The sequence below is a fragment of the Priestia flexa genome, assembly GCF_021441905.1.
GTDB lineage: Bacteria > Bacillota > Bacilli > Bacillales > Bacillaceae_H > Priestia > Priestia flexa.
Genome location: NZ_CP090431.1, coordinates 1,898,712 through 1,919,059, shown reverse-complemented (window position 1 = coordinate 1,919,059; position 20,348 = coordinate 1,898,712). Strand labels below are relative to the sequence as shown.

16 protein-coding genes are annotated in these 20,348 nt (G+C 37.8%); 14 read left to right on the top strand and 2 right to left on the bottom strand.

Going from position 1 to position 20,348, the window contains the following annotated elements; translation table 11 throughout:
- Positions 1-78 precede the first annotated feature (78 nt).
- The 5 genes from LZP85_RS09850 to LZP85_RS09830 all read left to right on the top strand — a co-directional run bounded on the left by LZP85_RS09850 (position 79) and on the right by LZP85_RS09830 (position 5,807).
- Positions 79-1,494, top strand: a complete 1,416-nt coding sequence (locus LZP85_RS09850; protein WP_206782672.1) for an ethanolamine ammonia-lyase reactivating factor EutA — start codon at positions 79-81, stop codon at positions 1,492-1,494.
- Positions 1,495-1,508: 14 nt separating this feature from the next.
- Positions 1,509-2,894 (top strand): ethanolamine ammonia-lyase subunit EutB, encoded by a 1,386-nt coding sequence (locus tag LZP85_RS09845; RefSeq protein ID WP_061784926.1) that lies wholly within the window; start codon positions 1,509-1,511, stop codon positions 2,892-2,894.
- Positions 2,894-3,604, top strand: coding sequence for an ethanolamine ammonia-lyase subunit EutC (gene eutC, locus LZP85_RS09840; RefSeq protein WP_025911812.1), 711 nt, complete (start codon positions 2,894-2,896; stop codon positions 3,602-3,604). Before LZP85_RS09845 ends, eutC begins: the two co-directional genes overlap by 1 nt.
- A 45-nt stretch (positions 3,605-3,649) precedes the next feature.
- Positions 3,650-5,014, top strand: a complete 1,365-nt coding sequence (gene eat, locus LZP85_RS09835) for an ethanolamine permease (protein WP_076513497.1) — start codon at positions 3,650-3,652, stop codon at positions 5,012-5,014.
- 154 nt (positions 5,015-5,168) lie between these two features.
- Complete coding sequence (locus tag LZP85_RS09830) at positions 5,169-5,807, top strand: uridine kinase family protein (RefSeq protein ID WP_234562207.1); 639 nt, start codon at positions 5,169-5,171, stop codon at positions 5,805-5,807.
- A 43-nt stretch (positions 5,808-5,850) separates the two neighbouring features.
- Here LZP85_RS09830 and LZP85_RS09825 read toward each other — a convergent pair whose 3' ends face one another.
- A complete protein-coding gene (locus tag LZP85_RS09825) occupies positions 5,851-6,897 on the bottom strand; it encodes a hypothetical protein (RefSeq protein ID WP_025911816.1) in 1,047 nt (348 codons plus the stop codon).
- Between the two features lie 139 nt (positions 6,898-7,036).
- On the opposite strand from LZP85_RS09825, the gene LZP85_RS09820 reads away from it, so the two are divergent.
- The 7 genes from LZP85_RS09820 (at position 7,037) to melA (ending at position 15,565) form a co-directional block, all read left to right on the top strand.
- Positions 7,037-7,918, top strand: a complete 882-nt coding sequence (locus tag LZP85_RS09820) for a M23 family metallopeptidase (RefSeq protein WP_025911818.1) — start codon at positions 7,037-7,039, stop codon at positions 7,916-7,918.
- 283 nt (positions 7,919-8,201) lie between these two features.
- A complete protein-coding gene (locus LZP85_RS09815; protein WP_025911819.1) occupies positions 8,202-9,575 on the top strand; it encodes an NCS1 family transporter in 1,374 nt (457 codons plus the stop codon).
- Positions 9,576-9,762: 187 nt separating this feature from the next.
- Positions 9,763-10,806 carry a LacI family DNA-binding transcriptional regulator gene (locus LZP85_RS09810; protein ID WP_206833623.1) on the top strand — a complete coding sequence of 348 codons (1,044 nt, stop codon included), beginning with the start codon at positions 9,763-9,765 and terminating at the stop codon, positions 10,804-10,806.
- 306 nt (positions 10,807-11,112) lie between these two features.
- Positions 11,113-12,372, top strand: a complete 1,260-nt coding sequence (locus LZP85_RS09805) for an ABC transporter substrate-binding protein (RefSeq protein ID WP_062954620.1) — start codon at positions 11,113-11,115, stop codon at positions 12,370-12,372.
- A 174-nt stretch (positions 12,373-12,546) separates the two neighbouring features.
- Complete coding sequence (locus LZP85_RS09800; protein WP_404825974.1) at positions 12,547-13,386, top strand: carbohydrate ABC transporter permease; 840 nt, start codon at positions 12,547-12,549, stop codon at positions 13,384-13,386.
- Positions 13,383-14,216: a carbohydrate ABC transporter permease gene (locus tag LZP85_RS09795; protein ID WP_242529514.1), complete on the top strand. Its 834-nt coding sequence runs from the start codon at positions 13,383-13,385 to the stop codon at positions 14,214-14,216. Before LZP85_RS09800 ends, LZP85_RS09795 begins: the two co-directional genes overlap by 4 nt.
- 26 nt (positions 14,217-14,242) lie before the next feature.
- Positions 14,243-15,565, top strand: coding sequence for an alpha-glucosidase/alpha-galactosidase (gene melA, locus LZP85_RS09790; protein ID WP_206782668.1), 1,323 nt, complete (start codon positions 14,243-14,245; stop codon positions 15,563-15,565).
- Positions 15,566-15,589: 24 nt separating this feature from the next.
- Here melA and LZP85_RS09785 read toward each other — a convergent pair whose 3' ends face one another.
- Positions 15,590-16,756, bottom strand: a complete 1,167-nt coding sequence (locus tag LZP85_RS09785) for an ROK family transcriptional regulator (RefSeq protein ID WP_206782731.1) — start codon at positions 16,754-16,756, stop codon at positions 15,590-15,592.
- Positions 16,757-17,002: 246 nt separating this feature from the next.
- On the opposite strand from LZP85_RS09785, the gene xylA reads away from it, so the two are divergent.
- On the top strand, positions 17,003-18,340 hold the full coding sequence (gene xylA / locus LZP85_RS09780; RefSeq protein WP_138116908.1) for a xylose isomerase: 1,338 nt from the start codon (positions 17,003-17,005) through the stop codon (positions 18,338-18,340).
- A gap of 58 nt (positions 18,341-18,398) precedes the next feature.
- Positions 18,399-19,904, top strand: a complete 1,506-nt coding sequence (gene xylB, locus LZP85_RS09775) for a xylulokinase (RefSeq protein WP_206782667.1) — start codon at positions 18,399-18,401, stop codon at positions 19,902-19,904.
- Positions 19,905-20,348 lie beyond the last annotated feature (444 nt).

Sequence of the window (20,348 nt, the reverse complement as noted above, 5' to 3'; positions counted from 1 at the left end):
GTTTTCTGACATCTTTGCTGTCGAATTCATTTATTTAGTTTAAGGTTAACATAACGTAACGAATTAAAGGATGATGATATGACAACACGGTGGATTACAAGCATTGGGCTTGATATTGGAACAAGTACCACAAAGCTGATTGTAAGTGAACTTTTAGTCAATCAGATCAACGGCGCCTTTTCGCTGCCTAGCTGTGATATTGTGGATCGAAAAGTTACTTATCAAAGTGAGATTTACACAACGCCTTTAAAAACAGAGGTTGAAATTGATGTAGAAGCACTCAGTGAACTGCTTCAGGTAGAGTATCAAAAAGCAAACGTAGCACTTCAAGCCGTGGAATCGGGTGCGGTCATAATTACAGGAGAAACAGCCAGAAAAGAAAATGCAGAAAAAATTCTTCATTATTTAGCTAATCGAGCTGGAGACTTTGTCGTAGCAACAGCTGGTGCGGACTTAGAAGGGATGTTGGCAGCGAAAGGTTCTGGTGCGGTTGCCCTGTCCGAGGAAACAGAAGGAGTCATCGCTAATGTTGACGTCGGGGGAGGAACGGCTAACGTTGCTCTTTGTGAAGATGGAAAAGTTATTGGCACGTTTACATTTCATATTGGAGGACGATTAGTCCGAATTCAAGAAGGTGGTCGTGTAGACTATATTTCACCGTTTTTACAACCTTTTTTAAAGGAATATCAATCTACTATGCAGGTTGGTAGAACGATAGATTTTGAACAAGCTGAGGTGCTAAGCGATCGCTTAGCAGATGAACTTCTAAGCTTTTTAAAAGAACGTGACCGAGCATCGTCTGTGCTTCTTTTAGCCACTCTAAGTCAATCTTTACCAACCATTGAAAAAGTGCTTATTTCAGGTGGAATTGGAAAAATGATGAATGAACACTCTCCTACTACGCTAAAGGAAGCCGTGGCATTTGGTGACATTGGTCCACTTTTAGCAGCAAGCTTAAGGAAAAGAGGAGCAGAGGCAGCACCAGAAACAGCTCGAGCAACGGTCATTGGTGCAGGCATGCAAAATACAGAAATAAGCGGAGCAACAGTATACATAGCAGAAGATTGTTTGCCTCTAAAAAACATTCCAATTGTTAAAGTAGACGTAGAGAAAAATGGAGTGTGGAACGAACTGTCTTTTGTGAAAAGGCTACAAAGTAGGCTATCTCAAGCGAACACCATATTCGATTGTGAAGGACAAGCTACAGCTATTGCGCTGCAAGCTTTTACTACCTGCACGTATACGATGCTTCAAGAGTTAGCAGAAGCTCTATACAAAAGCTATATGAACTTTTTCTCACAGGCGTCTTGCCTCATCGTTTTATGTGAGCAAGATTTAGCAAAAGCACTTGGACAAGCTATTCAAAAGCGTAACAAAGCATTGAAAGTCATAGTGCTTGATGGCATTGATTTTACGTATGGAGACTACATTGATATCGGCATGAAAACCGTTGGAGAAGCAGTCACTGTATCAGTAAAAACGTTAGCTTTTTAAAAGGAGATGAAAAGATGATCAAGTCGTGCGCAGTATTAGGAGAACAATTTGTATTTAGAAGCTTAAAGGAAATTATGGCAAAGGCAAACGAAGCGCGTTCGGGAGATGAATTAGCGAGGATTGCAGCAAGCTCTATGAAAGAGCGAATGGCAGCTAAGCAAGTATTGGCAAACTTAATGCTAAAAGAAATTCGAGAATATCCAGTTTTAAGCCCTGAACAAGATGATGTATCAGCACTTATTGAAGAACAGGTACATGAAGAAATTTTTAAAGTAATTCAAAACTGGACGGTGGCGGACCTTCGCGAATATGTACTAGAAGATCAGCACGAAGGAGCGGACTTACTTTATATCGCCAAAGGATTAACGAGCGAAATGATTGCAGCGGTCACTAAAATTATGTCAAATCTAGATTTAATTCAAGCCGCTTCTAAGATCGAAGTGAAAACAACTTGTCAGACAACTATTGGTATGAAAGGAGTACTCGCATCACGAGCGCAGCCGAATCATCCCTCAGATAATTTAGCCGGCATGCGTGCGTCTTTATACGAAGCGCTCAGCTATGGTATTGGCGATGCTGTTATCGGTATTAATCCTGTTATTGATACAACTGAAAATATTTATGCGCTTTTAAATGAAACAAAGTCAATTATTGATGAATTTCAAATTCCTACCCAAAACTGTGTCCTTGCACATGTGACCACTCAAATGCGTGCGATTGAAAAAGGCGCTTCAGCAGATTTGATCTTTCAAAGCTTAGCGGGAACGCAAGCAGGAAACGAATCGTTTGGTATTTCGCTTTCGATGCTAAAAGAAGCCACTGCATTGATTAATGAAAAAGGCACTGCGGTAGGTCCTCATCGCTGGTATTTCGAAACTGGTCAAGGCTCTGAGCTTTCTGCTGAAGCTCATTACGATATTGATCAAGTCACGCTTGAAGCAAGATGTTACGGCTTAGCACGTCAGTTTAACCCCTTTTTAGTCAACACGGTTGTTGGGTTTATCGGTCCAGAGTATTTATACGATAGTAAGCAAGTAACAAGAGCAGGGTTAGAAGATCATTTTATGGGGAAAATGCACGGCTTACCGATGGGAGTGGATGTGTGCTATACGAATCATATGAACGTTGATCAAAATGATATGGATAACTTAAGCATGCTGCTTGGCACAGCGGGCGTAAACTTTGTAATTGGTGTACCGATGGCTGATGACTGTATGCTAAACTATCAGTCGCTAAGCTATCATGATATCGCGACGGTTCGACGAATTTTAAACCAAGGGCCGATTTCTATCTTTAAGCAGTGGTTAGAAGAGTATGGCATTATGGAAAACAATCGATTTACGTCCAAAGCAGGTGATCCAACCATTTTTATGAACGGCGTGTTAGGAGGAATGAAGTAATGAAAAATGAAAAAGAACAGCTGCTAGCTCGCTTAAAAGGTTTTACGCCAGCCCGAATTGGTGTAGGACGAACGGGAACAAGGCCGCTAACTTCTGATGTATTAGCCTTTCGAACAGATCATGCAGCTGCTGTTGATGCGGTGTACGGTGAAGTGGATTATAAATTATTGGAAGATTTAGAATTATTTTCGATTGATACAAAGAGTACGTCAAAAGAGCATTATCTAAAATTCCCTGACCAAGGGAGATTGCTTTCAGAGCTTGCAAAAGAACAATTAAAACGTAACTGCCGAAAGCAGCCAGACGTTCAAATTGTTGTTTCTGACGGATTGAGCGCAAATGCAATCGAAGCAAATATCCGCGATGTTTATCCAGCTTTGGTTGATTCATTGGATTCATATGACCTTAGTGTTGGGACTTCCTTCTTTGTAAAAGGAGGGAGGGTTGCATGCATGGATGATATTGGTGATATTTTAGCTCCAAAAACACTCGTTTTACTTATTGGAGAACGACCTGGACTTGTCAGCGCAGAATCGATGAGCGCATACATGTGCTATCAGCCACAAAAAGGAAAAAAAGAGTCCGACCGCATGGTGATTTCTAATATTCATCGTGGCGGCACTCCTCCGTTAGAAGCAGCTGCACATATCGGTACAATTATTTATCAAATGATCCAGCAGCAAACAAGCGGTGTTCACCTCGTTATTTAATCGTTTTTATCAGTAAAAACAACATACATAAAAGGAGGAGTTAGAATGGCGTTACAGAAACATCTAAAACCAATCCATCTTTGGGCTATTTCAGTAGGGATGGTTATTTCAGGACAATATTTTGGGTGGAACTATGGGTTTGAAGCAGGTGGGATTTTAGGACTTGCAGTTGCTACCTTAATCGTAACGATTTTCTATACAACTTTTATGTTTAGCTATGCCGAACTATCAACGTCAATTCCGCAAGCGGGTGGACCGTCAGCTTACGCAAGAAGAGCAATGGGTCCATTTGGAGGATTTATAGCTGGGATTGCCTGTTTACTTGAATTTGTGTTTGCACCGCCCGCTATTGCCGTTTCAACAGGTGCATATCTAAATTTTTTAATTCCATCGATTAATCCCGTATATGCAACCGTTGGTGTCTTTGCCTTCTTTATTCTCGTTAATTTAATCGGCGTTAAAGAAGTAGCTTTAATTGAGCTAAGCGCTACGATTCTAGCACTTATTGGATTAGCAATCTTCTACGTGAGCGGACTGTCGCATATCGAAACAAGCAATCTATTTAATGAACAATCATTCTTAAACGGTCCTTCTGGTATTTTAGCTGCTATTCCGTTTGCCGTTTGGTTTTACTTGGCTATTGAAGGTGGAGCTATGGCTGCAGAAGAAGTTGAGAATCCACAAAAAAACATTCCCAAAGGGTTTATTGCTGCCATTATTACCCTAGCAACGGCTACTATTTTCACGCTATTTGTCACAGCGGGATTAGGTGGAGGAAGCGGTACCAGAGCTTCAGCAGATTATCCGCTTCCACAGGCGTTATCGCTTGTCTATGATGGAAATGCGCTTTCTATTACAATTGCAATCATTGGCTTATTCGGGCTCATTGCAAGCTTAAATGGCATTATCATGGGTTTCTCTCGTCAAACGTATGCGCTAGCGCGAGAAGGGTATTTTCCAAAATTTCTTGCAAAAACGAATAAAAAAGGTGTGCCAGTGGGAGGCCTGCTCATTCCGGGGGTAATCGGCGTGATTTGTGCAGGATCCGCGACGTTTGCAAATGCACTTATTATTCTAGCCGTATTTGGTGCAATGACGATGTACTGCATTAGCTTAGTGTCACTCTTTATTTTACGAAAGAAAGAGCCAAACTTAGTAAGACCGTTTAAAGTCAACTATCCTGCTGTTCCGATCATTGCGCTTTCGTTAGGCTTACTATGCTTATTTAGCATCGTGAAATACAGCGTCCTGACAACGGATTTAATACTTTTTAACCGTTCGATTCCGCTCATTTATATTATTGTAGGAATCTTTGCTGCTTCAGTTGTTTATTATTTTGCATACCCAGCCAGGTTATTTAAAAAGGATCAGGGTGAAGTATATGGTGAAGAGGCAATTAAGGTGAAGTAATAAAAGATTCTTGTTAAAAAGATATGAGTAGAAAAGCTGAGAGTGTATGTATTCTCAGCTTTTTTCTTTAGTCTATTAACATGTATTGTATACTGATAAAATAAGAAAGCGCTTTATTTATAGGTTGATAAAATCAAAAAACGTGGAGGAGATTATGGATCAGATTGTACGAGACGTAGCTAGCTTAATTAAGTGTAAGAATAAAAAGATGATAATTGGTATATCAGGTCACGGTGCATCTGGAAAAACAACATTTGTGAAGAAGCTTATCCACCTTCTTGGAGAGGACGAAGTTAATTATATCAATACGGATCCTTATATTGTTGATTCTAATCTTAGGAAGCAGACTCTCATAAGCTATGAATATAAGGGAGAACGACATGAGGGCAAGATAACGGCTTGTCATCCTTCTGCTCATCATCGGAATGCTTTAGAAAGAGATGTTCAAATGATTAGAAGCTCATTTGATTTTTATACAATAGGAACACATTATTTAGAGAGTATTCTAATTTCTGCGCGGAAAAGAATAAGTATTATAGAAGGAATGAGTGTAGCCTTCACTAATTTGAATTTATATGATAGGACCATCTATCTATATACGAATGAAGAAACTGAGCTAATGAGACGAAGTGAACGCGATGTGTTTGAAAGAGGAATGGACCTCGATTATTTAAGGAGGACTCATCAAGAACGTAGAATTCAATATGATGTATTTATGCACGCGTATCACAGGGACTTTGATATTGTTATCAAAAACTCAAACGAGAATTTTATACTTGAAAAAAGCAAATAAAATCGAAAGAAGCACATGGTTATTCCAGTGCTTCTTTCAGCTGCTATTTAATACATTTCAATACCTCAGTATAGAAAGTATGTTTGTCATCCACGTTTAAAACAATTCGATCTATTTCTTTCGTTATTCCGTATGGTAAAGTTAGCGTTTGCTTTTGGTGGAGTTGAATTTCAAAGGTTGGCTTTTCTGGAACAAAGTCATTTAGCCTTGCATCGTATAAGTGAGCCTGCTCAGCCTTCGTGAACGTTTCAGCGCCGTCATACCATTTAATTTCCTTAATCGTAGCTAATGGAATGATGGCTCTTTTAGTCAAGCCTGTTTGTAAAATCAGCTCTTTTGTTGTTAAGACATACGGAGAAAGACGAATGGCTTGAATTTCGGCAATCATGAATACAATCCCGTATATATTTAGGAGTAAAAGAATCATTGAGAGAGCTGGGCTCCATTGATGTAAAAAGTAATGGACACCGACTGTTTCTAACACAATAGCATGAATAATGACCAGGTTTAGAGCCACTCCATTTGCGCTTTTATGGTATGAAAATGAACTGCCATTTACATGTACTTTCTTTTTAAATGAACAAGTGTAGTACAAGATGGAAAGGTCATGCAGCCACCAAGGTGATGTCTTTAAGTTGTGAAAGGTTGTCTCTAGGGCTTTTTCAAGGTTTATTGGGAAAAGAGCGTAGTTAGTAGCTTCTGCTAAATAAGAACGTTTCAACAAAGGTAGAATGCTTAGAAAGCGATACAGATACAAGCATGCGCTTATTGTAAGTAGCCCTATAATTATAAAAATTAAGTAGGATGTCAATGAATAGTGTGTAAAGTAAGGCTTTGGAATCGCTATGTATGCAAGGATAGAGAGTATGCTAATGACTCCAATGAAATGGTGGAGAGTAGGTTTTTGTCTAAAGATGAAAACATAAAGTAAGAGCGGGATAACCATTAAAAAGTCAAGCAAAGATCCAATGACTACTTCATTAGGGACAGGGCCGAACGCTGAAGTACGATAAACAATGAAGTTTGCACACATAATCAGTCCGATTAAAAGAAGAATCACATTTGTTCGTTTCATTATAAATAGATTCATTATTTTCACCTCTTCTTCATCATACCAGAAAAAACATAGATAAATTTTACAAAATAAGAAACTTTTTAAACTTGAAATTCGTATTACTAAATAAGAAAGAAAAAGATAAACAACGTGTGTTGAAAAGGGGAATAATGTAATGAAACAAAAGCATATTAAAACAAAATTTCAAATCGAAGAGTTTGCTGAGTTTTTTTTAGCTGGTGAGTTTGCTATTATTTATCATCAATTAAGCGAAGAATTTCAGTTAGAAGTACCGTTCACAGACTTTTTACATATGAGCGAAGAGTTCAATCAAGGAGTTGAGAAATATAGCTTAGAAACACTTCTGTCAATCTCATCGTCTGTTCAACAATATATCTGGATTGATAGTAAGGAGCGTAAAGGAATTAGCCTATTCGTTGAGGAGAATGGGACAATTGTTGGTTTGGAACTTCAGCTAATTGAACAACAAGCGAACATATGCAAAACGTCGCGTACATATAGAATGCCAATTAACCAAGAATGGTTTGTACTATGGGGAGGTACAAACGCGCTGTTAAACTATCATTATCTAATTATTTCACAGCGCTATGCGTATGACTTAGTTATTCACCGTGATGAAAGCACGTATAAAGAATATGGTGATGAACTAGAAGACTACTATGCATTTAACCAAAAAGTAGTTGCGCCGGCTGAAGGGAAGGTCGTTGCGGTAGTGGATGGGTTAAAAGATAACCCAATCGGTGATGTGGATACCGAACACCCAGCGGGGAACTATGTGATAATTGACCACGGAAACAGCGAATATAGTTTATTAGCGCACTTTAAACAAGGGAGTATTTTAGTAAAAGAAGGAGATCTTGTTTATGAAGGGAAGTGGATTGGAAGCTGTGGAAATTCAGGTAATTCAACAGAGCCTCATATTCACTTTCAAGTTATGAATGGTCATAATCTCTTTACAAGCGAGTCGCTGCAAATTCAGTTTAAAAATGGTATGGAACCAATTCGTGGCGACTACGTCATTCCAACTTTTAGCTGAAAGTGAACGAATAAAATAATCTAACATTATTACTTACGATAATTGTTTGGAAAGGCCGTTATGTTATGACGGCTTTTTTTGTACAATCATTGAAACACGAAAACTCCTTCAAAAGAGTCATTATTTACACAGAGGTAGTAGTTCTTTTGTTGAAAATACACAAATAAAAAACTGAAAATTCATTCTTTTTCCGATGAATTAACAATAATCATCCTGTAAACTAAAAAAACTAGATGTTATATTTTATAACACAAAAAGTTAGGTTTAGGAGGATGAGTAATAAATGGAACAAAACGCTGATTTACGTCCAATTGCGCACGAGAAATATCGTATTTTAGGTCCAAAAGCGTATGTGGCAATGTGGTGGGGAGATGCCGTAATGGTTGGTTCATTTATGTTAGGTTCAAGTTTAATTCCACCTTTTGGGAAGTTGAATTTGACGCAAGCTTTTATCGCTTTAATTCTAGCGAATATTCTCGCTGCTTTGTTATTTGCGTTAAATGGACGAGTAGGATGGAAACACGGGATTCCAATGGTTGTTCAGCTTAGATCTTCCTTTGGTCCGGTAGGTTCTCGAATTCCAGCTTTAATGCGAGCGGTCCCCGCGTTATTCTGGTATGGAGTCCAATCTTGGCTGGGGGCTCAGGCGCTGAACCAAGTGTTTATGGGACTTATCGGTTTTGATAACGTTTGGGTCTGGTTTTTTGCATTTCAAGCGCTCCAAATCTTCCTATCAGCTAAAGGCATTCAATCGATTAAGTGGATTGAAATTGTAGGATCTGTCATTATTATGCTGGGCGTTGTGTATTTGATTTTTCTCTTTTTATCCACCTTTGGATTCGAAGTTGAGAAAGTCGCTAACACCGAGGGTTCCTGGGGAATTCCATTTTGGCTTGCGATGACGGTGTTAATCGGTCAATTTGCTGCACTGCTCATTAATATTTCAGATTACACTCGCTACTTCCCACGTAAATCTTCAGCTGGTACGTTTGTAGGAGCTCACGTTGTAGGGATTGTTCCACCGATGATTTTATTGCCATTCGTCGGCATTTTAGGAGCAGCGGCCGTCGGCGTCTGGAATCCTGTTGATATTATCTCAAATCATATTTCGAATGTAGCAGCCAGTATTATTGTGTTAATCTTTATTGCTCTAGCCCAAGTTACAACAAACTTAGTAGCTAATATCATGCCTCCAGTACTTGTGGCAATGGATTTATTTAAAATCTCATGGGAAAAAGCCTGCGTAATTGTCGGAGTACTAGGAGTAGTAACGTGTCCATGGTTTATTATGACGGATTCATTATTTTTAACATTTATTGCAGTTGTTTCAGCTTTTTTAGGTCCGATTTTTGCGATTATGGTAGCAGACTTTTACTTTATTCATAAAGGTAATTATAATGTGGCTCCGCTATATGAAGGTAAACTATTTATGGCATTTAAAGGGTGGAATCCTGCCGCTATTATCGCCACAATTGTTGGAACGTCTCTCGCGTTTATTAACGTGGAACTTTCGTGGTTTTTAGGTTTAATTCCTGCAGCCCTTGTGTATGTTGTGTTAATGAAAACATGGATCATGAAGCATGAGCAGTATGTAAGAGAAGGGCTTAATCAAACATTCCGTCATTCAGCCCCATTAAAACGTGAAGAAGCGAGCTGAATCCAGGTAGGGAAACTCCTACCTGGATTTTAGTGTGTTTAGTGAAAGTTTACTAATAAAAGATAAAAATTTATTGAAAATTTCAAAAAAATATATTGAAAGCGCTTTATCTATATGTTATTCTTCATTTATCGAGGTAAAATTTACTGAAAAATAAGTAAAAAACACATGTAGTGAGGTAGTGTATATGACCACGTTAAAAGAGGTAGCAACTGCTGCAAAAGTTTCAAGCACCACCGCATCTAGGGTGTTAAACAATGATCACACACTTTCTGTTTCTGATGAAACCAGAAGTCGAGTTTTAAAAGCTGCAAAAGCATTGAATTATACACCCGTAAGAGCGCGTAAAGGAGAGACGGGAGATGCAAATCTTACTCCCCGTATTGGTATTATGTTTGCCCAAACTGTTGAAGAAGAGCTGGCAGACCCCTTCTTTTCATCTATACGACACGGAATTGAGAATGCTTGCATAGAGAGAGGAATTTTAACAAATCGAATGTTTCGTCTAAAAAGCATGCGTCGAGAAGAAGTGCTTCATGACCTAGATGGTTTAATTGTTGTCGGGCGCATTAGTGCTGAGACGATTCAAACTGTTAGTAATCATCTCGACAATATTATCTTTGTCAATCACTTAGCGGATGAAAATACATATGATTCAGTCATCAGCGATTTTGAACGCGCAACGGAAAGTGCGCTTGAGCATTTAATACAGTTAGGTTATCAGCGTATTGGCTACATCGGAGGACGTGAACGAGAACATTTTATAAACGGAAATCAGGTTATTGAAGATAAGCGCCAAACAACATTTGAAAAAATACTAGAGAAAAAAGGAATGTTTTGTTCTAGCGATGTTCATATTGGTGAATTCGCCATGGCTCAAGGGTATGAGTTAATGGAGAAAGCGATTAAACAAGGAAATTTGCCAGAAGCCTTTTTCATAGCGAGCGATTCAATGGCGATTGGCGCAATGCGAGCTCTTCAAAAAGCGAATCGTAAAGTGCCAGAAGATGTTGCGATTGTAAGCTTTAACGATGTAGATGTTGCAGAATTTACGAGTACGCCTCTAACCACGGTCAAGGTCTACACGGAGCAGATGGGCCAGTTAGCGGTCAACTTACTAATGGATCGAATAAATGGGCGCAAGATTCCGCTAAAGGTGACGGTACCTACAAAATTAGTAATTCGAGATAGCTGTGGTTTAACAATGAAACGAATGGCTAGCGGGGCGTAAACAGTATAACTGAAAGGAGGTGATGCACGAGCCTTATTGGAACGTAAATGATTGTAAGGGGGAGAAGAAATCGAAAGTAAAAAACACATAAAAAAAAGAGATTAAAAAAACCTAGAGCAAATGCTTCCGTTTTATTGGCAGATAAAGCGGAACAAGAAAGATGGCAGTCCTTCTTATCTAGGGGTTTTTAACCTCAAATAAAACATATAGAAGCCTATTATACTTACTTTTTTATTTTCTGGCAATAAAACCGTTTTATCCTAATTAATCAGAAAATTCTAAATAAATAACGTGTAGGAGGAGCACATGAAGAACGTGACGCGTTTGTTAATTTTGTTTATGGTTTTTGCGGTATTTGCGGCGGGGTGTGGAAGCAAAGGAGCTTCTTCTGGTGATGGTGGTAAAGTCACACTAACACTGTTTTCCACAATGAGTAATAAAGGAGAAAGAGCAGCATTAGAAAGCGTAATTGCAGATTTTGAAAAGGAAAATCCTGATATAGCGATTGAAGCAAACTTTCCTGGAAACGGATATGAGGATATGCTTCGTGTGAAGATGGGTGCCAACGACATGCCAGATTTATTTGATACGCACGGTTGGTCACAGCTTCGATACGGTGAATATGTTGCAGATTTAAAAGACATGAATTGGGTGAAAGACTTAGATCCTGCGCTTGATCAAATTTTAAAAGATGAAAGCGGCAAGGTGTACGCTTACCCGTTAAATCAAGCTAAAGATGGGATTAGCTATAATGTGAAACTACTAGAACAATACGGAATTAAACCACCACAAACAATGGATGAGTTTGTGAAAGCATTAGAAGTAGTAAAAAACAAAAGCAAAGGTGATGTCGTACCGCTTTGGATTCCTGGAGGAGAAAACGGAAATATTGCGCAAATCTTTGACCAAATCGCTACGCCATATCTTATTACTGACAAAGAGAATGGACATGGAGACGAGCTGTTAGATGGAAGCTTCAACTGGTCAAAATACGATCAGCTAGGAGAGTTGATGGTCGATTTAAAGAAAAAAGATTTACTCAACAAAGATGTATTAACAGCGAAACAATCCCAGGTAACGGAGCTTATGGCACAAGATAAAATTGCGTTTACATTCGTAGGAGGCTCCTTAGGTCCTGATGCAACAGAACTAAATCCTGAAGTAAAGGTTGGAACAATTCCTGTACCAGCTGTTCATAAAGGGGATGCACAAAGTTGGATTGGCGGCGAGCGCTTTACACTAGCAGCATGGAAAGATTCTAAAAACCTAGACGAGGCAAAGGAATTTATTGAATTTGCGGCTAAGCCGGAAAATGTAAAGAAAATAGCTGAAGGCACATCTTCTACAGCGGCATTAAAAAATGCGGAAGCAGATAACTACTACTCAGAGTTTTATAAGCAATATGAAGAAGTAAAGGTAGAGCCATACTTTGATCGTAAGTACTTACCAAGCGGCATGTGGTCTGTGATGTCAACAACAGGTCAAGAGCTATTAGCTGGAACGCTTACAGCAAAACAGCTTTCTAAGAAAATGGAAGAAGAGTATAACCGCTTGCGAAAGCAGTAAAAAGTTAGGGAAAGCAGTGCTTAATTGTGCTGCTTTCTGCAAACTGCATCTAGCTGAAATAGGAGTGAGGTTATGAGCGAATTAGTAAGAAACGAGCGGCTACCCAAAGAGTCTACTTCAGTTATAAAGAAAAAAAAGTCAACTAAGCTCAAAAAAGAATCATCTTTATGGTGGATGTACTTACCTGGGCTTGTCATTGTTACGCTGTTTATTATTTATCCATTCATTAATGGCATCCAGCTTTCGTTTACAAACTGGAATGGTTTTTCGCAAACATATGATTGGATTGGAGTTGAACAGTATCAGAGGTTACTAGCGGATCCAACAACGTGGCTGGTTGTGAAAAATACGCTATTGTACGGAATTGGAAGTACAATTTTTCAGAATATACTGGGCTTGTTGTATGCACTTTTGTTGAATCAAAGTATTCGAATGAAAACATTCACGCGTACGATTGTTTATTTACCGGTTATTATTAGCCCGATTATTATGGGGTACATTTGGTACTTTTTCTTCTCATTTCAAGGTGGAGCGCTGAATGATGTGCTGATGCTCTTTGGGTATGAACCGGTTAACGCACTAGGGAATGCAAGTTTCAATCCATGGATCATTGTATTTGTTAATACGTATCAGTTTGTTGGGATTGCGATGATTATTTATCTTGCGGGACTTCAAGGGATTTCAAAAGATTATTATGAAGCAGCTCAGTTAGATGGTGCTTCTGGTTGGCAGCAGTTTAAAACGATTACTCTTCCTTTACTAATGCCGTCTATTACAATTAACGTTGTTTTAAATATTATTGGAGGACTAAAGTTGTTTGACGTAATTGTTGCCTTAACAGGCGGGGGGCCTGGAGATGCATCACAATCTATGTCAACGTTTATGTATGATTTATACTTTAAACGACAAGACGCAGGTTACGCTGCAACGCAGGGTGTATTTATGGCTGTGATTATTTTAATTATTAGCATCGGAGCATTGATTTACTTTAAGAGGAAGGAGACAGAAGCATGATTGATTACACGAATAAGAAGAAAAAAAGATGGCTTACAGTTTTGGCTATTGTGATCACCATCTTTCATATTGTGCCGTTCTATATTCTTGTGACAACATCGCTTAAACCAGCGGGAGACTTCAGTTCAAAGTGGGTATTTCCATCACAGCCCAATGTTCAAAATTTTGCTGATGCGTGGAGTCAAGCAGGACTTGGTACAGCGTTCTTAAATACGGTTATTATTACGTTTTGCTCAGCCGTTTTACTTATTGTATTAGGTTCGCTCGCTGCTTATCCACTAGCACGTCGTCAAACAAAGCTAAATAAATACGTCTACTTTATCTTTATTGGAATTATGGTCATCCCCCCGCTAACAGCACTTGTTCCCCTTTACAAAATGGTGGTTAACATGGGGATGATGAACACATACCAAATTGCTATCTTAAACAATGTGGCAGCATTTTTACCATTAACAATCTTTCTATATGCAGGATTCATTCGCTCGACGATTTCAAAAGAGCTCGAAGAAGCAGCGAAAATTGATGGAGCAAGTACGTTAGGTATCTTTTTCCGCATCGTCTTCCCACTGTTAAAGCCAGTGACGGCGTCTGTTTTAATCATTTCATGCGTGTATATTTGGAACGATTATCAGTTTGCGATTTTCTTCTTGCAAGATAAAGAAATGCATACATTAACGGTTACGCTTGCCAGTTTCTTTGCACAAAATCAGCATAATTTGAGCTTAGTAGGAGCAGCAGCTTTAATCGCTATGCTGCCGATGACAATTTTATTTTTACTTCTACAAAAATATTTTATTGCCGGCTTAGCTTCGGGATCTGTTAAAGGCTAAATGATGAAAAGAGAGGGAGAGAATTAATGACAAAAATTACGTTTATCGGTGCAGGAAGTACAGTATTCGCCAAAAATATTTTAGGAGACTGCATGTTTGTTCCGGCTTTGGCAGGATTTGAATTTGCCCTATATGATATCGACGAGCAGCGTTTAAAGGATTCAGAAAACATGCTTAATAACCTAAAAGAAAACTATAAAATCAACGTGACGGTTAAATCGTACCTTAATCGAAAAGAAGCGCTTAAAGGCGCAAAGTACGTAATCAATGCCATACAGGTAGGGGGATATAAACCAAGTACGGTAATTGATTTTGATATTCCAAAGAAATATGGTCTTCGCCAAACGATTGGTGACACGGTTGGCATTGGTGGTATCTTTAGATCTCTGCGCACCATTCCAGTGATGCTTGATTTTGCAAAAGATATGGAAGAAGTCTGCCCGGATGCGCTGTTTTTAAATTACACAAATCCAATGGCTACTTTAACGGGTGCGATGTTACGCTATACGGATATTCAAGCGGTCGGGCTTTGTCATAGCGTACAGGTATGTACCAAAGATTTATTTAAGGCGCTTGAAATGGATCACGAAGGAATTGAAGAAAAAATCGCAGGTATTAATCATATGGCATGGCTATTAGAAGTAAAGCGGGATGGAAAAGACTTATATCCTGAAATTAAGCGCCGTGCTCGTGAAAAGCAAAAAATAAAGCATAATGATATGGTGCGTTTCGAGCTTATGGACAAGTTTGGTTATTATATTACGGAGTCGTCTGAACATAACGCAGAGTATCACCCATATTTTATTAAGAACAACTATCCAGGTTTAATCGACCAATTTAACATTCCGCTTGATGAATACCCAAGACGATGCGAAGAGCAAATTAGCCAATGGGAAACGATGCGAGAAGAGCTTGTTCATAACAGAAATCTCACGCACACGCGCTCTCATGAATATGGTTCACATATCATTGAAGCGATGGAAACGAATACGCCATTTAAGTTTGCAGGCAACGTATTAAACACAGGTGGTTTAATTAGTAACCTGCCACAAAAAGCGTGCGTAGAAGTCCCGTGTATCGTTGATCGTAGCGGTATTATTCCAGGTTATATCGGAGAGCTACCAGAGCAACTAGCAGCGCTTAATCGTACAAATATCAATACGCAACTTTTAACAATCGAAGCAGCAGTGACCAAAAAGCGTGAGCATATCTACCAAGCTGCAATGTTAGACCCTCATACAAGTGCTGAACTATCAATGGATGATATTGTTTTACTATGTGACGATTTGATTGAAGCACACGGTGATTGGTTACCACAGTTTTCAGGAAAAGTGTATCAGTCTATCTAATAATAAATGAGTAGGGAAAATTCCCTACTCGTTTTGAACATTTAAGAAATGATTAATAACAATTGAGACAGCACCTAATGCAGGTGCATTTTTTCCTAATGAAGAGGGGAGTAGTTCACATGTATTTTCTAAATGAGAATGTACCCTAGAAGCAACTTCATTTTTAATGGTGTTTAACACAATCGGGTGAGATTCGATAATATTATTCCTTAGAATAATGGCTTGTGTGTCAAAAGTATTGAGAATGTTAGTGATGCCAATACTAATATAGAATCCAAAGTTTTGTAGTGCATTTAAGGCATCCACATCATTTTTATTTGCACGTTCAATAATTTCTTTTCGTACCAAATTTTTTTCATTTTTTTCTTCTACAGAAGAAAAAGAAGCTAGTAAAGCTTTTTCAGAAGCATATAATTCCCAGCAACCTCGATTTCCACAGCTGCATTTTGGGCCATTAAAATCTATGGTCATATGACCCATTTCTCCAGAAAAGCCATTTACTCCTTTATATAATTCATTATCAAGAATAATTCCTAATCCAATTCCTATATTAATGCTAATGTAAATGATGTTCTCATAGTTCTTAGTAGTTCCAAAAACTTTTTCACCGTATGCACCTGCATTAGCTTCATTTTCAATAAACACAGGTACATGGAACTCATTTTCGATTAAATGTTTCAAATCTTTAATATACCACTCTGAGTTAGGCATGGAAATGATTTCTTGTTTGCAATTTATCAGTCCAGGGATACAAATACCTATTCCCACTAGTCCGTATGGACAGTTTGGCATCCGACTTATAAAATCACGAATCAGCGTAAGTAAAATTTCTTTTACTTCACTAGAAGAAGAACTAGAAAAATCAGAGGATTTCTCTAGAATAATATTACCTTCTAGATCAGTCATAACGCCATTAATGTAATCAACACCTATATCAATACCTATTGAGTAGCCTGCATTTTTATTAAAAACAAGCATTACAGGCTTTCTTCCACCTCTAGATTGTCCTGTTCCAATTTCAAAAATAAAGTCTTTTTCAATTAACTCATTGACCTGAGAAGAAACAGTCGATTTATTTAAACCTGTTACTTCAGAAAGAGTTGCCCTAGAGATTGGAGAATTATTTAGAATTTCATTTAATATTAACTTTTGATTAATTTTTTTTACTAAAGCTTGGTCTGCTATCGGAATGATAATCGCTCCTTTGTTTTGTTGGTAAACTAAGTTGCTTCTATTTTGACTGTTAAAATCTGATACTTAAATAGTATATAACTTATTATAACTAATTTTTCTAAAAAAAACATTGAAATAAATAATTATTTTGTATATTATGAAATCAAGTTAGTTTATTGGTTAAACAAACTAACTTTAAATTTTGTGAATATAAGAAATAGTATTGAGAAATTTCAAACGTAATCTATAAGGGGGAAGAAACAAATGGTTCAAGCGAATAGTAATACAATTAACTATTTTGAAAGCGTAAACAAAGTCCTGTATGAGGGGAAGAATTCTAAAAATCCTTTAGCCTTTAAATACTACAACCCAGAAGAAGTAGTAGGCAATAAAACAATGAGAGAACAGCTTCGCTTCTCTGTTGCTTTTTGGCATACATTTACAGCTGATGGTACCGATCCTTTTGGTGCAGCGACAATGCAAAGGTCGTGGGATAAGTATGATGGAATGGATTTAGCAAAAGCTAGAGTAGAGGCGGCTTTTCAACTTTTTGAAAAACTAGATGTTCCTTTCTTTGCTTTTCATGACCGAGATATTGCGCCGGAAGGGTCTTCATTAAAAGAAACAAATGAAAATCTTGATATAATCGTTAATATGATTAAAGATTATATGAAAACAAGTAATGTAAAGTTATTGTGGAACACGGCTAATATGTTTACAAATCCTCGCTTCGTTCATGGTGCAGCTACTTCTTGTAATGCAGACGTATTTGCCTACGCAGCGGCTCAAGTGAAAAAAGGTCTTGAAACAGCAAAAGAATTGGGTGCAGAAAACTATGTATTCTGGGGCGGACGTGAAGGCTATGAAACATTGCTTAATACAAATTTAAAGTTAGAATTAGATAATTTAGCTAGATTTATGCATATGGCTGTAGATTATGCTAAAGAAATCGGATTTGAAGGACAGTTCTTAATTGAACCTAAACCAAAGGAACCAACAACACATCAGTACGATACTGATGCGGCTACAACTATTTCATTTTTAAGACAATACGGACTAGATCAATATTTTAAATTAAACCTTGAAGCTAATCATGCAACTTTAGCTGGGCATACGTTTGAACATGAACTACGAATAGCAAGAGTCCAAGGATTCTTAGGATCAGTAGATGCAAATCAAGGTGACTCACTTTTGGGCTGGGATACTGATGAGTTCCCAACAGATTTATATGCTACAACTTTAGCAATGTATGAAATTCTACAAAATGGTGGATTAGGCAGCGGAGGATTAAACTTTGATGCTAAAGTACGTAGAGGTTCTTTTGAGCAAGAAGATTTAGTATATGCTCATGTAGCAGGGATGGATGCATTTGCCCGAGGACTAAAGGTAGCCCACAAATTATTAGAAGATCGTGTCTTTGAAAACATCATTGATGAACGTTACGGAAGTTTTAAAGAAGGAATTGGTCTTGAAATTGTTGAAGGAAGAGCCAACTTTCATACACTAGAACAGCATGCATTACGAAATCCAAACATTACGAATAAGTCGGGAAGACAAGAACAGTTAAAAGCAATCTTAAATCAATATATTTTAGAAGTTTAATAGATAAAAGAGAGTAGAAAAGATTTCTGCTCTCTTTTGTAAAGACGGAGGAATCGAGATGAAGTATGTTATTGGAATTGATCTAGGGACGAGCGCTGTTAAAACTGTGTTAGTGAACACCAAAGGAGAGCTTTGTGCAAAAGCTACTAAAAATTACCCTCTTCTGCATGGAAAAACTGGATACAGTGAACAAGATCCCAATGAATGGGTTCAACAAACTGCTAGCGCTTTACATGAATTGTTATCCAATTCTAAGGTGAATTCAGAAGATATAGAAGGCATTAGTTATTCTGGGCAAATGCATGGCCTTGTATTGTTGGATAAGAATCATAATCTTTTACGTCATTCTATTTTATGGAATGATACAAGAACGACAACACAATGTCAGCGATTATATGAAATGATTGGCGAAAGGCGACTTTTAGAAATAACGAAAAATCAAGCACTAGAAGGCTTTACACTACCTAAGTTGCTGTGGGTGAAAGAGCATGAACCAGAGATATTTGAGCAAACAGCTGTATTTATGCTGCCTAAAGATTATCTGCGTTTTAAAATGACTGGAGTTATCCACAGTGAATATTCAGATGCTGCTGGTACATTATTGTTAAACGTTAATGAAAAGAATTGGAGTGAAGAGATTTGTCAATTAGTAGGTATTGATGTTAATATCTGTCCGCCACTAGTTGAATCTAGTGAATGCGTGGGAACTGTTAATAAAGAGATGGCTAAACAAACTGGATTGACAACTTCAACGAAAGTGTTTGCAGGTGGAGCTGACAATGCCTGTGGAGCTATCGGAGCTGGAATTTTGTCATCAGGGGAAACATTATGCAGTATTGGTACATCTGGTGTCGTGCTTTCTTACGAGGAGCGAAGTGATAGAGACTTTGCTGGAAAAGTACATTATTTTAATCATGGAAAAGAAAATGCTTTTTATACCATGGGCGTTACGCTATCTGCTGGCTACAGCTTAAGTTGGTTCAGAGATAATTTTGCTGAGAATGAATCATTTGAAAACATGGTAGCTAATATTGATAAGGTTCCAATTGGTGCAAATGGCCTTTTATTTACTCCATACTTAGTGGGAGAACGTACACCGCATGCAGATGCAACGATTCGTGGAAGCTTTATAGGTATGGATGCTTTCCATAAAAAAGGAGATTTTACACGTGCGGTTATTGAAGGCATTACGTTTTCTTTAAATGAATCAATTGAAATTTTTCGAGAGAATGGGAAGGAAATTACCTCTATTGTATCGATAGGTGGAGGAGCCAAAAGTGATACTTGGCTTCAGATCCAAGCAGATGTTTTTAATGCAAAAATCATAAAGCTTTCCACTGAGCAAGGGCCAGCTTTAGGTGCAGCAATGTTAGCCGCATATGGTTGCGGATGGTACAACTCATTAGAAGAATGCGCAGGCTCATTTATTGGCATATCAAAAACATATATGCCTAATTTAGGAAATGTGGAAGTGTATAAGCAACTTTATGCTCTATATAAAGAAGTATATGACCAAACAAAAGACTTAAGTAAAAAGCTGAATCAGTTTAATAGAAAAGAATAGGTTGCATTCTCGTTATCCCATCTTTGTATAGAAAAAGAGAGTAATACGAATAGATATTGCATATGTACTCTGTGATTTCAGAGCAGGAAAACACAATATTGAAGAAACAAAGACCATATATCAAAAGATAATTTACAACGGGAATGATCATCTAATTTTATGAAACGTGTTTACTTGATTGTTTTAGCGGACGCAAACTGACAGTGGAGAAGCGTAAGTCCTCTGCTGTTTTATTTACAAGAAACGTGCTACAAAATAACATTTAATAATTTAAAAAGCTTTATTCTTCCGCGTGAAAATATTTTAAATCTAAAATAGAATGGAGGATAAAAGAGATTAGTATACGAAGAGATAAAGTTATTTACTTATTTTTGAAAGCGTAATCATTAATGTGAACCTTTCAAAAATATAAATAGAACTTCTAACTACTAATTGCTTTTAGAC

Bases quoted from the DNA above. Each gene is read 5' to 3' on its own strand.
- LZP85_RS09820 (WP_025911818.1), top strand. From the start codon at position 7,037: ATGAAACAAAAGCATATTAAAACAAAATTTCAAATCGAAGAGTTTGCT.
- LZP85_RS09850 (WP_206782672.1), top strand. From the start codon at position 79: ATGACAACACGGTGGATTACAAGCATTGGGCTTGATATTGGAACAAGT.
- LZP85_RS09805 (WP_062954620.1), top strand. From the start codon at position 11,113: ATGAAGAACGTGACGCGTTTGTTAATTTTGTTTATGGTTTTTGCGGTA.
- LZP85_RS09845 (WP_061784926.1), top strand. From the start codon at position 1,509: ATGATCAAGTCGTGCGCAGTATTAGGAGAACAATTTGTATTTAGAAGC.
- LZP85_RS09800 (WP_404825974.1), top strand. From the start codon at position 12,547: ATGTACTTACCTGGGCTTGTCATTGTTACGCTGTTTATTATTTATCCA.
- xylB (WP_206782667.1), top strand. From the start codon at position 18,399: ATGAAGTATGTTATTGGAATTGATCTAGGGACGAGCGCTGTTAAAACT.
- xylA (WP_138116908.1), top strand. From the start codon at position 17,003: ATGGTTCAAGCGAATAGTAATACAATTAACTATTTTGAAAGCGTAAAC.
- LZP85_RS09830 (WP_234562207.1), top strand. From the start codon at position 5,169: ATGGATCAGATTGTACGAGACGTAGCTAGCTTAATTAAGTGTAAGAAT.
- eutC (WP_025911812.1), top strand. From the start codon at position 2,894: ATGAAAAATGAAAAAGAACAGCTGCTAGCTCGCTTAAAAGGTTTTACG.
- LZP85_RS09825 (WP_025911816.1), bottom strand. From the start codon at position 6,897: ATGAATCTATTTATAATGAAACGAACAAATGTGATTCTTCTTTTAATC.
- LZP85_RS09810 (WP_206833623.1), top strand. From the start codon at position 9,763: ATGACCACGTTAAAAGAGGTAGCAACTGCTGCAAAAGTTTCAAGCACC.
- melA (WP_206782668.1), top strand. From the start codon at position 14,243: ATGACAAAAATTACGTTTATCGGTGCAGGAAGTACAGTATTCGCCAAA.
- LZP85_RS09795 (WP_242529514.1), top strand. From the start codon at position 13,383: ATGATTGATTACACGAATAAGAAGAAAAAAAGATGGCTTACAGTTTTG.
- eat (WP_076513497.1), top strand. From the start codon at position 3,650: ATGGCGTTACAGAAACATCTAAAACCAATCCATCTTTGGGCTATTTCA.
- LZP85_RS09815 (WP_025911819.1), top strand. From the start codon at position 8,202: ATGGAACAAAACGCTGATTTACGTCCAATTGCGCACGAGAAATATCGT.